At 60.5% G+C, this 13,638-nt stretch carries 14 protein-coding genes; 5 read left to right on the forward strand and 9 right to left on the reverse strand.

Annotated features, from left to right (window positions below; all coding sequences use genetic code 11):
* Position 1: 1 nt before the first annotated feature.
* Entirely contained in the window at positions 2-1,105 is a 1,104-nt protein-coding gene (lptG, locus tag NIT7645_RS16045) for an LPS export ABC transporter permease LptG (RefSeq protein WP_008563035.1), read from the reverse strand.
* A complete protein-coding gene (gene lptF, locus NIT7645_RS16050) occupies positions 1,102-2,268 on the reverse strand; it encodes an LPS export ABC transporter permease LptF (protein WP_008562726.1) in 1,167 nt (388 codons plus the stop codon). The genes lptG and lptF overlap by 4 nt, the downstream gene beginning before the upstream one ends.
* Before the next feature lie 273 nt (positions 2,269-2,541).
* Between lptF and NIT7645_RS16055 the strand changes: the two genes are divergently transcribed.
* Both NIT7645_RS16055 and NIT7645_RS16060 read left to right on the forward strand, forming a co-directional pair.
* Positions 2,542-4,017 (forward strand): leucyl aminopeptidase, encoded by a 1,476-nt coding sequence (locus NIT7645_RS16055; RefSeq protein WP_008562224.1) that lies wholly within the window; start codon positions 2,542-2,544, stop codon positions 4,015-4,017.
* 8 nt (positions 4,018-4,025) lie between these two features.
* On the forward strand, positions 4,026-4,490 hold the full coding sequence (locus NIT7645_RS16060; protein ID WP_008562701.1) for a DNA polymerase III subunit chi: 465 nt from the start codon (positions 4,026-4,028) through the stop codon (positions 4,488-4,490).
* Positions 4,491-4,558: 68 nt separating this feature from the next.
* Here the strand turns inward: NIT7645_RS16060 and NIT7645_RS16065 are convergent, their stop codons facing one another.
* From NIT7645_RS16065 to NIT7645_RS16075, 3 genes are all read right to left on the reverse strand, one after another.
* Positions 4,559-5,140, reverse strand: coding sequence for a retropepsin-like aspartic protease family protein (locus NIT7645_RS16065; protein ID WP_008562417.1), 582 nt, complete (start codon positions 5,138-5,140; stop codon positions 4,559-4,561).
* 100 nt (positions 5,141-5,240) lie between these two features.
* Entirely contained in the window at positions 5,241-5,861 is a 621-nt protein-coding gene (locus NIT7645_RS16070) for a MarC family protein (RefSeq protein WP_008562061.1), read from the reverse strand.
* Positions 5,858-7,714 carry an ABC-F family ATP-binding cassette domain-containing protein gene (locus tag NIT7645_RS16075; protein WP_008560200.1) on the reverse strand — a complete coding sequence of 619 codons (1,857 nt, stop codon included), beginning with the start codon at positions 7,712-7,714 and terminating at the stop codon, positions 5,858-5,860. The genes NIT7645_RS16070 and NIT7645_RS16075 overlap by 4 nt, the downstream gene beginning before the upstream one ends.
* A gap of 139 nt (positions 7,715-7,853) precedes the next feature.
* Here NIT7645_RS16075 and NIT7645_RS16080 point away from each other — a divergent pair, with 139 nt between their 5' ends.
* Together NIT7645_RS16080 and ndk are read left to right on the forward strand one after the other, a co-directional pair.
* A complete protein-coding gene (locus NIT7645_RS16080; RefSeq protein ID WP_008559746.1) occupies positions 7,854-9,056 on the forward strand; it encodes a multidrug effflux MFS transporter in 1,203 nt (400 codons plus the stop codon).
* Between the two features lie 136 nt (positions 9,057-9,192).
* Complete coding sequence (ndk, locus tag NIT7645_RS16085) at positions 9,193-9,615, forward strand: nucleoside-diphosphate kinase (protein ID WP_008563265.1); 423 nt, start codon at positions 9,193-9,195, stop codon at positions 9,613-9,615.
* 66 nt (positions 9,616-9,681) lie between these two features.
* Here ndk and NIT7645_RS16090 read toward each other — a convergent pair whose 3' ends face one another.
* From NIT7645_RS16090 to NIT7645_RS16095, 3 genes are all read right to left on the reverse strand, one after another.
* Positions 9,682-10,212 (reverse strand): DUF4112 domain-containing protein, encoded by a 531-nt coding sequence (locus NIT7645_RS16090; protein ID WP_008558933.1) that lies wholly within the window; start codon positions 10,210-10,212, stop codon positions 9,682-9,684.
* Positions 10,205-10,375, reverse strand: coding sequence for a YqaE/Pmp3 family membrane protein (locus NIT7645_RS19345; protein ID WP_008561339.1), 171 nt, complete (start codon positions 10,373-10,375; stop codon positions 10,205-10,207). Before NIT7645_RS19345 ends, NIT7645_RS16090 begins: the two co-directional genes overlap by 8 nt.
* Before the next feature lie 68 nt (positions 10,376-10,443).
* Positions 10,444-10,773 (reverse strand): TfoX/Sxy family protein, encoded by a 330-nt coding sequence (locus tag NIT7645_RS16095; RefSeq protein WP_008562643.1) that lies wholly within the window; start codon positions 10,771-10,773, stop codon positions 10,444-10,446.
* 223 nt (positions 10,774-10,996) lie between these two features.
* Between NIT7645_RS16095 and NIT7645_RS16100 the strand changes: the two genes are divergently transcribed.
* Positions 10,997-11,779, forward strand: a complete 783-nt coding sequence (locus NIT7645_RS16100) for a hypothetical protein (RefSeq protein ID WP_050687510.1) — start codon at positions 10,997-10,999, stop codon at positions 11,777-11,779.
* A 32-nt stretch (positions 11,780-11,811) separates the two neighbouring features.
* Here the strand turns inward: NIT7645_RS16100 and NIT7645_RS16105 are convergent, their stop codons facing one another.
* On the reverse strand, positions 11,812-13,608 hold the full coding sequence (locus tag NIT7645_RS16105) for a SulP family inorganic anion transporter (protein WP_008558810.1): 1,797 nt from the start codon (positions 13,606-13,608) through the stop codon (positions 11,812-11,814).
* Between the last annotated feature and the right edge of the window lie 30 nt (positions 13,609-13,638).

Here is a 13,638-nt window from a genome sequence, read left to right on the forward strand (position 1 = left end):
GTTATCCGTCCTCGGCATGTAGTAGCAGACCCATGGTCAGCAGGATCGCGGCAACCGGCGGCGCCCAGCCAGCCAGAGCCACCGGGATCTGGCCGTTCTCACCAAGAATCTGTGCGAAATTTCTAAGAAAATAAAGCCCAAAACCAAGCAGGACCGCCATCAGAACGGCCAGCCCAGTGCCACCAAAACGCGCATGGCGCATGGTGAAGGCAGCGCCAACCAGAACCATGGCAATCAGGAACAGCGGGCGGGCCAGTTCAACCTGCAGCCAGACTTCGTAGCGTTTGGTGGAAAATCCGGCCTCTGCCAGCTCTCTGATGGTGGCGGGGAGATCATAGACAGAGATCCCCGTCGCGGTCCCCAGCGTGTCGCGGATCCGTTCAGATGTCAGCGTGGTCGACAGGCGCAAACTGGCGTGTTCGGTTGCGTTGGTCTCGGGATTGACGCCGGTGACCAACGGCCAGACCTTTGCATTCGTCAAAACCCAGTCGCTGCCATCCAGCGTTGCGCTGCGAGCGACGGTCTGACGGATCGGGCGACCCTCCGGGCCATAGGACAGGATGGTCACACCGAGAAGCGTGACATCTTCGACGTCACCGCTATAGCCTTTGGCGTGGATGACCGATTGGCCCTGCGCACCGCCTTGCCGCAGCCACAGGCCTTCGCCGGTCAGCGACAACGCGGCCGGGCCACCATTGCGATAGGTTTCCGCGAGATCGCGGTAGTGGTTGGAGGTGGCGGCGACGATCGGGTTCAGCGTGCTGACCGCAAGAAGCCCGATAAAGGCCGCCAGCACCACAGGCGCAGCCAGCGCCCTGATGCCAGAGCGGCCAATGGCGCGGGTCACGACCAGTTCGCTGCTGCGGGCCAGACCCACAAACAGCACGATGGTTGTCAGGATCATGATGAGCGGGAGAAACTCGCTCAATGCGGCGGGAGCGTTGAGCAGGGTCAACCCGAACAGTTGGCCAAAGCTCAGATCCTGCGCATCAAACCTCCGGATCTGCTCGTTGAGATCAATGAGCATCACCAGCGTCAGCAGCACAGCGCAGATAACGGCAAACCACTGCAGGAAGCGGCGCGCATAGTAGAAATCCAGCGTCATGCCATGCCTCCCTCTGTTTCGTCGCCATTCTGCGAGCGACGGCCATGGCGATGGCGTGCCCAAATCGGTCCCAGTGGCTTGGACGCGAGCTGGAGGAAAATCAATGCAGCCGCCAGGCCGACGGCGGTGGGCAGGTAGATCAGCGGCCACATGTCGGCGTTTTCCAGCACCGGTTCGGAAACGACACCCCGCAGCCCTTCGACAAAGATCAGCAGCACAAAGGCAACCAGCGCTTGGCGCCAGACGCCAAATCGTGAAAAGCCCCCAACCATGAGGGCCGAGAAACCGATCAAAGCCACAGCGACACAGACCAGCGCGCGGGCAAACCGCAGATGCAATTCCTCTGCCAAAGCGCCAGCGCTGTATGGTCCTTCGGCGATCAGCCTGGCCCGGTCCTGCAGCAGCTCAAGACTCGGGATGGCGCGGATGTTGCGGGTCTTTTCCTCGGCCTTGTTGGCAAGACTGCTGATATCATAGGAAAAATCGGAAAAGATCGTAGAGGACAGGCGCCGGGTCTGCATGTCGATCCGCTGGGACATCCCGTCGACCATGACCAGATGCGTCCGGTCTTCATCGCGCACCAGATAAGCCTTGCCTCCGGTATATGTGACCACCTGATCCGGGTTGCGCCGATCCGACAGGAAGACATCATTCAACGTGCCATCGGGGTCGATACGTCCGATGTAAAAGGTGACGCCGCGCGTTGGATGGAGAAAGTCGCCTTCGCTCAGCAATTTTGCGGTGACGTTACGGGATATTTCCGTCTCTCGCTGCTCGAGGGTCGCGATAGAGGTGGGCAGCAGGAAATGGGTCAGGATCGACATCATGATTGCCGTGATGATCCCAAAGGCCAGCGCAGGTTTCGCCATTTGCCAGGGGCTGGTGCCAGTGGCGCGCAAAACGGTCAGTTCGCTCTCGCTGTTGAGCCGGTTTGTCACCCAGACAGAGGACGCAAAAGCCGCCACAGGCAAAACCATGCGGATCAGGTTGGGCAGAGACAGGGCTGTGAACTCAAAGAAAACGAGGGCTGACTGACCATCGCCAATCAGTCGATCAAACAGCACCACGGCGCGGTTGATCCAGAAAACGGCCACCAGAATCAGGGCGAAGAACCCGAAAAACAGCAGGTATTGGGACAGCACATATCTGTCGTATCGTGACACTCGATCCCCCCAGACCTAACTGTCTTTGTTTTCCCGCGACCTTAGAGGATTTGTTTGCCGGGGAAAACTGCAATCTGCCAGCAATTTATGCGTTGGCGATCCTTGGCCTGCAGACCGGTTCACGGCGCGGTAAATCATGCGGTGCCTCTGCCCATTACAAGGGGAGATGACATCGCCAGCGTCGGGCTGCGGATGTTTGACCCTAGCCATTGCTCTGTGGGCAAGCTACCTGTTGGGCAATTCGATTTTCATTTGCAAAAGGAACATCCGCACATGCGTCCGCTGACCCCGACCCGCTTTGTCGAATTTGACCCCAAGACCCTCTCGGATCTGGAAGGACGTGTTGTGGTTCAAATCACGCCAGAGGGAACGCTGGGGCAGGCGGCGCGGACCGCCAACCGGCTGACCAAAGGCGCGATTGCACGTTTGGTGGAAGCGGCGTCTTTTGAAAAAGCAAAAGCCGGTGAGGTGATTTCGCTGGCATGGCCTGCGGGCATGAAGGCAGAGGCGCTGGACGTGCTGATCACCCCGCGCAAGATCACCCCAATCGAGGCGCGCAAGGCCGGGGCAAAGCTGGCGGCACTTGGCAGCGGCAAGACAGTCACTGTTATGGCTGGCTCGATGCAGCGGGCGGCAGATCTCGCGCTGGGAATGGCGCTGCGCGATTACCGGTTCGACAACCACAAGAGCAAACAGGAAGAGGACGGCGCAGGCGAGGTGATCATTGCGCACAAAAACCCGTCCGAGATGGAAGACGCCTTTGCCCCGATGGCAGCCGTTGCCGAAGGCGTGCATATGACACGCGATCTGGTCAATGAACCGGCAAACGTTCTGACCACGACGGAATTTGCCAACCGTCTGGCCGAGATGGAGGCGCTTGGCCTCGAGGTTGAAGTGCTCGATGAGGACAAGCTGGCCGAACTGGGCATGCGGACCCTTTTGTCGGTTGGTCAGGGGTCTGACAGCCCGTCCAAGGTTGTTGTGATGCATTGGAAAGGTGGCGATGCAGATGCTGCGCCGCTGGCTCTGGTTGGTAAGGGTGTTGTGTTCGATACCGGTGGTATCTCTCTCAAACCTGCTGCGGGCATGGAAGAAATGACAATGGACATGGGCGGCGCGGGCGTTGTTGCGGGCACCATGCGCGCGCTGGCCAAGCGCAAGGCCAAAGCCAATGTTGTGGGGCTCGTGGGGCTGGTGGAAAACATGCCCTCAGGAAATGCCACGCGGCCTGGTGACGTCGTGAAATCGATGAAGGGCGATACCGTCGAAATCATCAACACCGACGCCGAAGGTCGGCTCGTCCTGTGTGACGTTATGTGGTACGCGCAAGAGCGGTTCAAACCCGTTGGCATGATTGATCTGGCCACACTGACCGGGGCGATCATCATCGGTCTTGGTCATGAAAACGCGGGGGTCTTCTCCAACGACGATGCCTTCTGCAATGCGTTCCTCAAGGCGGCAGAGGCCGAGGGTGAAGGCGCCTGGCGGATGCCACTGGGCAAGGCTTATGATGATCAGCTGAAATCCCGCATCGCCGATATGAAAAATGTCGGCGGCCGCCCCGCAGGCTCCATCACCGCAGCGCAGTTCCTGCAGCGGTTCGTGCAGGAAGGAACCCCCTGGATTCACCTGGACATCGCCGGTGTTGCCTCTGTCAGCAGCCCCACCGCCTATGCGCCGAAGGGGGCAACCGGCTGGGGCGTCATGGCCCTGAGCCGGATGGTTCAGGATATGCTTGAGACGGATTAAGCGCACTCATGGGGGCTGTCTATTTTTACCATCTGACACGGCGTCCGCTGGCCGAGACGCTTCCGGTCCTGCTCGAAAAGGCGATGGGCGCTGGTTGGCGCATCGTTGTGCGCGGGCAGGATCAGGAGCGGATCACCTGGCTGGATGATCGTCTGTGGCAGGGGCCAGAGGACCGGTTCCTTCCGCATGGTGTTGCGGGTGGCCCCCGCGATCATCTTCAACCTGTGTTGCTGACAACCCAGCCAGAACTGGCAGAGGGCACCCATTGTCTGATGGCAGTTGATGGCGCTGATGTCACGCCAGCCGAAGTGGCATCGCTGGAACGGGTGTGCATTCTGTTTGATGGCACCGACCAGGCGGCCGTGGCGCGGGCGCGGACGCAGTGGAAAACCCTGACTGATGCAGGCTGCGCCGCGCAATACTGGTCCGAGGAAAGCGGCAAATGGGAAAAGAAGGCCGAGAGCAAGGGCTGACACCGCCGCTCTTGGGGCAGTCGGTGGCTTGCAGGATCCCCGCCAAGGCAAGCTGCGGACAACCAGCCTTACCGGGTGAGCACCATTGCGCCCTCGCGGATTTCGATGCTGGACCAGCGCTGCAGATAGTCCATGCCCAATAGGGACTGATCCATCTGGCCTTCGTTCACCGCGACGCTGACATTGCGGTCGGTAATACCACCCAGTGACATGCTGTCGACGCGGGTGCGGGCTGTGCGGACCTCTCCGTTTGCGGTGCGGGCTCGACCGAGATAGGCAAGATCGTCAAGATCAATGCCAACACGGCGGGCGTCCGCCGCGTTCAGCACAACAGCGCTTGCACCGGTGTCGACGAGAAACTGCACCGGAACATCGTTGACCTCCAGCGTGAGGTAGTAGTGCCCATCCCGTGACCGCGGCACATCCACCCGGCCTTCGTCCTGCAAGACGCTTTGCTGGGGGCTGACGGTCGTGCGGATGTCATCCCACAGCCCATAACCTGCAATCACGCCCAGAAAAATGAACGCCCAGATCGCCAGTTGCTGCAGGGTCTTGCCGATACCCTGACGGTTTTGCACAAAAACCCAGGACCCCACCGCAACCAGCAGCAGGCCAAGATAGATCAGGCGTCCATAATCGTCACCGTTCAACTGGGCTCTCCTCACATGTCCGGCCTGCGCAGGTAGCGCGGCCTGTTACGGTGAATATGGGGGCAGGGACACTGGATTTCGAGATGAGGCAGAGCCCGGATCAGCCGGCAAAGCCGAATGCCTGCAGACCATCCAGCACAAATTGCACCGAAAGCGCGGCAAGCAGCATCCCCAAAAGCCGGGTGACAACGGTGATCCCGGTTTTGCCCAGAAGGCGTTCCAACATGCCCGAGAACAGGCACATCACAAGCAGGATGCCCAGAACGGCAAACACCACGCCCATGACCATGAAAAACCCCGAAATGCCCGGCTGCTGGCCGGTCAAGAGGATCACCGTGGCAATGGAGCCGGGTCCGGCAATCAGCGGAATGGCGAGCGGAAAGACGGACGGATCGTCAAAGTCATCTTCCTCACTGCGATCTTCGCGCCGCTTGTTGCGTCGCTCAAACAGCATGTCGAGAGCGGTCAGGAAAAGCAGCACGCCGCCTGCGATGCGAAAGGCGGGCATGGAAATGCCGACAAAGCCCAGCACCGCTTCGCCCAGGGCGGCAAAAAGGGCCAGCAAGCCAACCGCCGTCAGCGTGGCCCGCAGGGCAATGCTGCGTTTCTGCTGCGCGCTCATGCCCTGGGTCATGGCGATGAAGATCGGGGTCAGGCCAATCGGGTCGATAATGACAAACAGTGTCACAAAGGAGGTGATCAGAAAAGCAGTGTCGATCATTGCGCTTCGGCCTGTTCCAGTTTTTCCAATGCGTCCATCCAGAGCCCTTCGGCCCGGCCAAGCGCTTCGATGCACTCGGCATGTTTCTTCTGCCAGACCTCAATATCCGACGACTTGCCACTTTCGTAAAGGGCCGGATCGGCGAGCTTCTCGTCCAGCTTTTCGCGCATTTCGCTCAGTTTTTCGACCCGCGCCTCGGATTTGCGGACCTCAGAGCGCAGGGCGAGCAGTTCGTCCCGGCTGGCGCGTTTTGGTTTGGCGGCAGCTTTGGGTGCGGGTTTTTCAACGGGCTTTTCACGCGCCAGCAGCATATCGCGGTAGCTGTCCAGATCGCCCTCGTATGGTTTGACCGTCCCGTCCGACACCAGCCACAGACGGTCGGCGACCAGCGACAGCAGATGCATGTCGTGGCTGACCAGAATGACAGCGCCGCTATAGGCGGTCAGCGCCTCCACCAGCGCCTCGCGGCTTTCGATGTCCAGGTGGTTGGTCGGTTCATCAAGGATCAGCATATGCGGCGCATCAATGGTCGCAATCAGCAGGGACAGACGCGCCTTTTGCCCACCTGACAGGCGGCCCACAGCGGTTTCTGCCTGTTCAGCACCAAGGCCGAAACCTGCCAGACGGGTCCGCCAGCGTGTTGGGGTTTCCTCGGGGCGCAGACGGCGCAGGTGGTCGAGCGGGGTTTCGTCGACATACAGCTCATCCACCTGATGCTGCGCAAAATAGCCAATCCGCAGCTTGGAGGACCGGGTCATCTTGCCCGCCATCAAAGGCAGCCGGTCCGACAGCAGTTTGGACAGCGTGGATTTGCCCTGACCGTTCTTGCCCAATAGCGCAATCCGGTCGTCCTGATCGATGCGCAGGTTCAGCCGTTTCAGCACCTCCACCTCGCCGTAGCCGGTGGTGCCGCCCTCGATATGGATGATCGGGGGTGACATCTCTTCGGGCTCTGGAAAGGTAAAGGCCCGCATCGCGGCTTCCTGCGGCGTAGAGATCGGCTTCATCTTTTCGATCATCTTCAGGCGAGACTGCGCTTGTTTCGCCTTTGTTGCCTTGGCGCGGAAACGGTCGACAAAGCTCTGCAGATGGGCGCGGCGGGCGTCCTGTTTTCTCGCCTCCGACAGGGCGGCGGCGATGCGAGCGGCGCGCGTTTCGGCAAAGGTGTCGTAGGTGCCCTGATAAAGCGTCAGCTTGCGGTCTTCGAGGTGCAGGATCGACCCCACCGCCCGGTTGAGCAGACCGCGGTCATGCGAGATCACCAGAACAGTATGGGGATACGAGGCCAGATAGCTCTCCAGCCAGAGGGCCCCCTCCAGATCAAGATAGTTGGTCGGTTCGTCCAAAAGCAGCAGATCGGGCTGCGCAAAGAGAACTCCGGCCAGCGCAACGCGCATCCGCCAGCCGCCGGAATAGGCGGAACAGGGACGGCTGTGTTCTTCGTCGTCAAAACCAAGCCCCTTGAGAATGGCCGCAGCACGCGCTGGTGCGGACCAGGCGTCAATGTCGGCAAGGCGGGTCTGAACCTCGGCAATGCGGGCGGGATCTGTTGCCGTCTCGGCCTCTTCCAGCAGCGCGGCGCGCTCCAGATCGGCTGCAAGCACCGTATCGAGGATTGTCACCTCGGAGGAGGGGACCTCCTGAGCGACGCCGCCAATGCGGGCCTGCGACGGCAAAGAGATTTCGCCGGTGTCCAGCGTCAGCTCTCCGCGGATCAGGCGAAACAGGGTGGATTTGCCGGTGCCATTGCGGCCGACAATGCCGACCTTGTGCCCATCAGGGATGGTGGCAGACGCGTGGTCGATCAGCGGGCGGCCTTCGACCGAATAGGAGATATCTTTGATCCGTAGCATGGCACCTTCTGTTGTCCAAACCGGGGCAGGGGTCAATGGCTATTGCATCAGCTGACGTGTCCGCAGCCCGATCAGCAGCGCTGGACAAGCGTCGGTGGCGTGATAGGTCAGGGAGACCTTTTATCTGAAAGCCGTTTTCATGCGCCCCGGCCAAAGCCATCCGCATCTCATCACGCTGATCATGTGCACCGCGCTGTCGGTGCTCGCGCTCAACATGTTTTTGCCGTCCTTGGCCAATATCGCGGCGGAATACGGCGTGGATTATGCCTATGCCAACCTGTCCATCGCGGGGTTCCTGTCGATTTCGGCGGTGATGCAGATCGTGATCGGCCCGCTGTCAGACCGATTTGGGCGGCGCCCGGTCCTGCTGGTTGCGGTTTCGCTGTTCACGCTTGCATCTGTCGGGGCGGCGCTGGCGCAGGATATCACCAGTTTTCTCGCCTTTCGCCTCCTTCAAAGCGTCATCGTCGTAGGCACCGTGGTGCCACGGGCTGCTGTCAGGGATATGTTCGACACCGAGGAGGCCGCCCGCACGCTGGGCTATGTGACGATGGCGATGGCGCTGGCGCCGATGCTGGGGCCGATGTTTGGCGGGCTTCTGGATATCGCCTTTGGGTGGCGGGCATCCTTTTGGCTTTATACGCTTCTGGGGGCCATTGTGCTGCTGATGGTCTGGGGGGATTTCGGCGAAACCAACGCGCGCAAGTCAGATACTTTCATGGCGCAGATGCGCCGCTATCCGCTGTTGTTTTCTTCTCGACGCTTCTGGGGCTACAGCGCCTGCATCGCATTTTCACTCGGCGGGTTTTATTGCTTCATCACCGGAGCGCCCATGGTGGCGACTGCGTGGTTTGACATGAACAGTGCGCAGGTGGGGCTGGGCATCGGTATCATCACCGGCGGTTTCATGGTCGGCAACTTTGTCTCTGCCCGATTGATCCGGCGTGTCCCGCTCCTGACACTGATCCTCAGCGGGCGGATCAGTGCCGTTCTGGGCCCATCTTTGGGGCTCAGCGTGTTCCTGACCGGCCAAGGGGGCGCTTATCTGTTCTTTGCCTCTGCAGTTCTGGTCGGATTTGGAAACGGATTGACCATTGCAAATGCCAGCACGGGTCTGATGTCGGTTCGCCCAGAGTTGGCAGGCAGCGCTGCCGGGCTGTCTGGTGCGCTGGGCGTAGCGGTTGGGGCGATCCTGACCACGGTCACGGGCAGTGTCGTCAACGCGGAGAATGCGCCATTTGCCGTCCTTGGTCTGATCCTGGGCTGTAGCCTGCTGGCGCTGGCTTCGGCGCTTTATGTGCGCTGGGTGGATCAGCGCGAGCCGCTGACCGCCGCAGAATAGCAAAGGCCGGGCGCCGCAGCTCAACAACCCCCTTCCCATAAGGGCGCAGCCATGTTAGGCGGCGCGAGAACGCCAGCGCCGGGACAACCCGTCGATGGCGCAGAAATATCTAACACTTCTATTAGGAGATCGCCCGATGGCACTGGAACGCACCTTCTCGATCATCAAGCCCGATGCAACCCGCCGCAACCTGACCGGCAAAATCAACGCCAAGTTCGAAGAAGCTGGCCTGCGCATCGTTGCTCAAAAGCGCATCCACCTGACCAAAGCTCAGGCGGGTGAGTTCTACAAAGTGCACGCCGAGCGTCCGTTCTACGACGAACTGTGCGAGTTCATGGCATCCGCGCCGATCGTTGCTCAGGTTCTGGAAGGCGAAAACGCTATCGCGAAAAACCGCGAAGTCATGGGCGCAACCAACCCGGCAGATGCAGCTGCAGGCACCATCCGTGCCGAGTTCGCAGAATCCGTTGGCGAAAACTCCGTTCACGGTTCCGACGCTCCGGAAACCGCAGCGGTTGAAATCGCATACTTCTTCTCCGGTCTGGAGCTGGTCGGCTAAGCCACCGCTTCCGTCACGAGACAAAAAAAACCGCGTCGGAGCAATCCGGCGCGGTTTTTTGTTTTGTCAGCTGGAGACAGGGCGCAGACGCAAGCTGCGCGCCGCCCGCCGCTTGCGGGGCCAGCTGGTGTCAGCCCAGCGGTGTCTGGCCTTGCCCGCCACGTTCAGGGCGTCCGGCCCCGGTGCGTTGATGTGGTCGAATCCGCGGCGGGCGAGCCGTTTGGCCAAGGGCTCTCCCGCCATTGCCTTTTTTTCAAGGTGCCTCCGCAAAAGGGCGACATTGCGCAGATTGGCCTTCCAGCCAACGTCAAACAGATCACCCACAAGAGGCACAGAACCGATCACTGCGTCGATCCCCACATTGGCCGCCATTCGGGCGAGGGTCGGCGCAGAGGCGCCCATGCGATAGCCAGAGAACAGAATATAGCTCGCAGGCGCCAAAGCCAGTGCATCGCCCACCCCGGGAACAAGACCCAGAATGCTGTCCCAACCGACGCGCACATTTATGATGGGCAGGTGAAACGCCTTGTCCATTCGGTGCGCAAGGCGTTCCAGCTCCTGTAGGCGCGGTTCATGATCGCTTAGGCCTTCAGGCATGTTTCGGCTCCCGTGCAATGACCCAGACGGCGTGCACGATACCGGGGATGTAACCCAGCAGGGTCAGCAGGATGTTCAGCCAGAAATGCTTGCCAAGGCCGACCTGCAGAAAGACGCCAAGCGGTGGAAGAATAACGGAAAGAATGATACGGATCAGATCCATGTCGTGGCCCTCTCTGTGCGGTTGCAGTTGTTGGTACAACGTCCTGAGGGCGATTTGGGTTCCGTCGCTCAGCGCCGGTCGATGACACCGATCTCATTCAGGATGCGTTCGAATGCGGATTTGTTTTCATCAAAACTGCGGGCCTTCAGCGCGTCAAACCGGACGCGCAGCGCCTTCTTCTCCTCACCCTTGCAGTCATTCCAGGGACGGCCCTGCAAGCCCATCACCAGAACATAGTAGCCGATGAAATGGGGCTTGGTTCCATGCTCCAGCAGTCGCGCATATGCCGCATCAGCGCCCAACTCGCGCAGCGCCTCGGCAGAGTGGATTCCTGCCTTTGCACAGGCGGTCTCATAGGCTGGGCCAAGGTTGCGGATTGATGAAATGGGTGTGGACATAACGCGAACATATCGTCGGGCAGCGCGGCTGTCACGGTGAAACCCGCACCCGGCAGAGGTTTTTACGCAGCCTCCTTGGCGGCAAAACGTGCGTTTATCGCGCGGAAAAGTATATGCGCGACTATACTTTTGCGCGCAATCAGTCTCCGCACGGATAGGAGATTGGTTTGATTGATTTATCTAGGCTCACTTCACCAATTAAGTTTTTTGAAAAGGGGGCGCGATGATTTTCCCGATCGTTCTGGCTGGCTCCAATCCGATTGACCCCTCGGTGGCTGCACAGCATCGTGCCTCGGATGTGCCATCCCATTTTCTGGCGGGCCCTTCTGGGCTCAGTCCGTTTCAGGACGTCTTGGGTCAATTGGCCAACCTGGGCGCGGCCTCAGTGGTGGTGCCCCATCTTGATGCCCGTCTTTGCGCGGCGCAGGTGCGCGACATTTCTTTTTGCGGGCAACTTATTCTGGAGCCAACACGCGGGGGAACGGCTGCTGCGGTTGCAGCCGGGCTGGCCCTGGGGGGCGCGGCGGATGACGGGCTGGTGCTGCTGGTGCCTGCCCAGTTTCCGCGGCGCTGCCTTGGGGCTTTGCAGCAGGCCATTGCACAGGCCGAGGGTGTGGCAAAAGGACGGGCGTTGGTGGCCCTCGCAACCGAGGCAGGGGAGGGCACATCGCTTTATGGTCGCTTGGAATGTGCATCCGCCGATGTGGCCTGCCCAGACCATCACTCGGCAATCGGATTTCGCTATTCCGGCGCGGCAGAGGCGGTGGGGGCTCTTCGGCCAACGGGTGCCTATCTGGTGCGCCACGATGTATTGAGAGAGGCCTACATGGCCTATGCCAGCCGCATTCTCCACGCGGTTGATCGGGCGGCGGCAGATGCCATTCGTGGCGCCGGAAAGGCCCTGCTGAACGTTGCAGACTACCGCACAGCACCGCCCACGTCCTTTGAAACGGCCCTGCTGCGACCGCTGGTGTTGGCGGGGCGGGTACAAGTCGTAAAGGTCTAGACCCACTGAGACTGCCAGGCGATGGCCGCCTGTCAGGGCTCTGTTCCGCCCACGATCTGCAGGGGACGTGCGTTGGGCTTTTGTGGCTCCTGCGGGTCGGGGCGGGGGGTAAGGGCCATCATCGCCTCATGTTGGCTCAGGAATACCCGCCCGGTCAGCTGGTCGAGGAAGTCACCGCGCTCCAACCTGTCCATCACCGGTCCCTTGACCTCGCTCAGATGCAGCTGCACCTTCATCTCACTCAGACGGTGCATGATTTCCTCGAGGGATTCCAATGCGCTGAGGTCGATGTCATTGATGGCACTGCACTGCAGAATCACGTGATCAATCGCCTTGTCCTGCGCCACGCGGGTCTGGATGATATCCTCCAGGTAGCGGGCGTTGGCAAAATAGAGGCTTTCGTCAATGCGCAGTGTCAGGATCGAAGGGACAGTTTCCACCCGGTGCCGAAGGATATTGCGAAAGTGTTCCGTCCCCGGCACGCGGCCGACCTCTGCCACATGGGGGCGCGATGTCTTGTAAAGATGCAGCAGGATCGACAGGCCAACCCCGGCAGAAACGCCCACCTCTACGCCAAGGCCAAGTGTCAGCAAAATGGTTCCCAGCACGGCGGCAAAATCTGCCTTGGAATAGGCCCAGCTGCGTCGCAGGATTGAGACATCGACCAGCCCCAGAACCGCAACAATGATGGTTGCCGCCAGCGTCGCCTTGGGCAAATCATGAATGAGCGGTGTGAACGCAAGCGCGGCAACAGCCAGCCCGATTGCAGTAAAGGCCCCGGCAGCGGGGGTTGCGGCACCTGCATCAAAATTGACGACAGATCGGGAAAACCCGCCCGTGACCGGAAAACCACCGGTAAAGGCCGCGCCAAGGTTTGCAGCGCCCAATCCAATGAGCTCCTGATCCGGGTCGACACGCTGGCGCCGTTTGGCAGCCAGGGTCTGGGCCACGGAAATCGACTCCACAAACCCGATGACAGAAATCAGAGCGGCGGGCAGCAGCAGTTGCGATAGCAGATCCAGTGAGAGATCAGGCAGGGTGAAGGGCGGCAGGCTGGCAGGCACATGGCCCACGATTTGCACGGGATTTGCCTGCAGATCGCCATTGCCCAGATCCAGCCCCCACACCAGAAGCGTTGTCACAACCACCGCGGCAACCGGCCCGGCCTTGGTCAGCACATCCGCAGCCCGTGGCCCGACTCCGATCCCGCGCAAGGCAGGTTTCAGACCTTTGCGCACCCAGAACAGAAAGCCAGTTGCAGAGACACCAATCGCAAGGGTCGCGGGATTGGTTTGCGGCAGGCCAGAAACCAGGCTGCCAATGATTTCAGGCAGGTTGTGCCCTGCGGCGGGGATGCCAAAGACGTGCTTTAGCTGGCTGGCCGCGATCAGCAGGCCAGAGGCGGTGATAAACCCCGCAATCACCGGATGGGACAGAAAATTGGCCAGAAACCCCAGCCGCATGAGCCCCATCGCAAGGAGCATCACCCCAGAAAGCGCTGCAAGCGACAGGGCCGCCACGGCGTAGCCCATTGTGCCCTGATCCGCGATGTGGCTCAGGCTTGCGGCGGTCATCAGCGACACCACGGCAACCGGACCGACAGCCAACGCGCGGCTGGTGCCAAAAACAGCATAAAGAAGGATCGGCACGATGGACGCATAGAGGCCAGCCTCAGCCGGTAGCCCCGCAAGCAATGCATAGGCCAGCGATTGGGGGATCAGCATGATGGTCACGATGACGGCCGCCATCAGATCATTTGCAAATGTCACGCGCCCATAGCTGCGCCCCCAGTCCAAAATGGGAAAATAGCGAAGAAGGCCTGCGTGCATCGGAGTGACTTTCAGTTCTTTTGGGGGTGG

This window comes from Phaeobacter italicus (assembly GCF_001258055.1).
In the GTDB taxonomy this organism is placed as follows: Bacteria; Pseudomonadota; Alphaproteobacteria; order Rhodobacterales; family Rhodobacteraceae; genus Phaeobacter; species Phaeobacter italicus.

What these genes read in the sequence shown, in the direction of transcription:
- lptG (WP_008563035.1), bottom strand. Translation starts at nt 1,105, where the DNA reads ATGACGCTGGATTTCTACTATGCGCGCCGCTTCCTGCAGTGGTTTGCC.
- NIT7645_RS16055 (WP_008562224.1), top strand. Translation starts at nt 2,542, where the DNA reads ATGCGTCCGCTGACCCCGACCCGCTTTGTCGAATTTGACCCCAAGACC.
- NIT7645_RS16060 (WP_008562701.1), top strand. Translation starts at nt 4,026, where the DNA reads ATGGGGGCTGTCTATTTTTACCATCTGACACGGCGTCCGCTGGCCGAG.
- NIT7645_RS16070 (WP_008562061.1), bottom strand. Translation starts at nt 5,861, where the DNA reads ATGATCGACACTGCTTTTCTGATCACCTCCTTTGTGACACTGTTTGTC.
- NIT7645_RS16075 (WP_008560200.1), bottom strand. Translation starts at nt 7,714, where the DNA reads ATGCTACGGATCAAAGATATCTCCTATTCGGTCGAAGGCCGCCCGCTG.
- NIT7645_RS16080 (WP_008559746.1), top strand. Translation starts at nt 7,854, where the DNA reads ATGCGCCCCGGCCAAAGCCATCCGCATCTCATCACGCTGATCATGTGC.
- ndk (WP_008563265.1), top strand. Translation starts at nt 9,193, where the DNA reads ATGGCACTGGAACGCACCTTCTCGATCATCAAGCCCGATGCAACCCGC.
- NIT7645_RS16090 (WP_008558933.1), bottom strand. Translation starts at nt 10,212, where the DNA reads ATGCCTGAAGGCCTAAGCGATCATGAACCGCGCCTACAGGAGCTGGAA.
- NIT7645_RS19345 (WP_008561339.1), bottom strand. Translation starts at nt 10,375, where the DNA reads ATGGATCTGATCCGTATCATTCTTTCCGTTATTCTTCCACCGCTTGGC.
- NIT7645_RS16095 (WP_008562643.1), bottom strand. Translation starts at nt 10,773, where the DNA reads ATGTCCACACCCATTTCATCAATCCGCAACCTTGGCCCAGCCTATGAG.
- NIT7645_RS16100 (WP_050687510.1), top strand. Translation starts at nt 10,997, where the DNA reads ATGATTTTCCCGATCGTTCTGGCTGGCTCCAATCCGATTGACCCCTCG.
- NIT7645_RS16105 (WP_008558810.1), bottom strand. Translation starts at nt 13,608, where the DNA reads ATGCACGCAGGCCTTCTTCGCTATTTTCCCATTTTGGACTGGGGGCGC.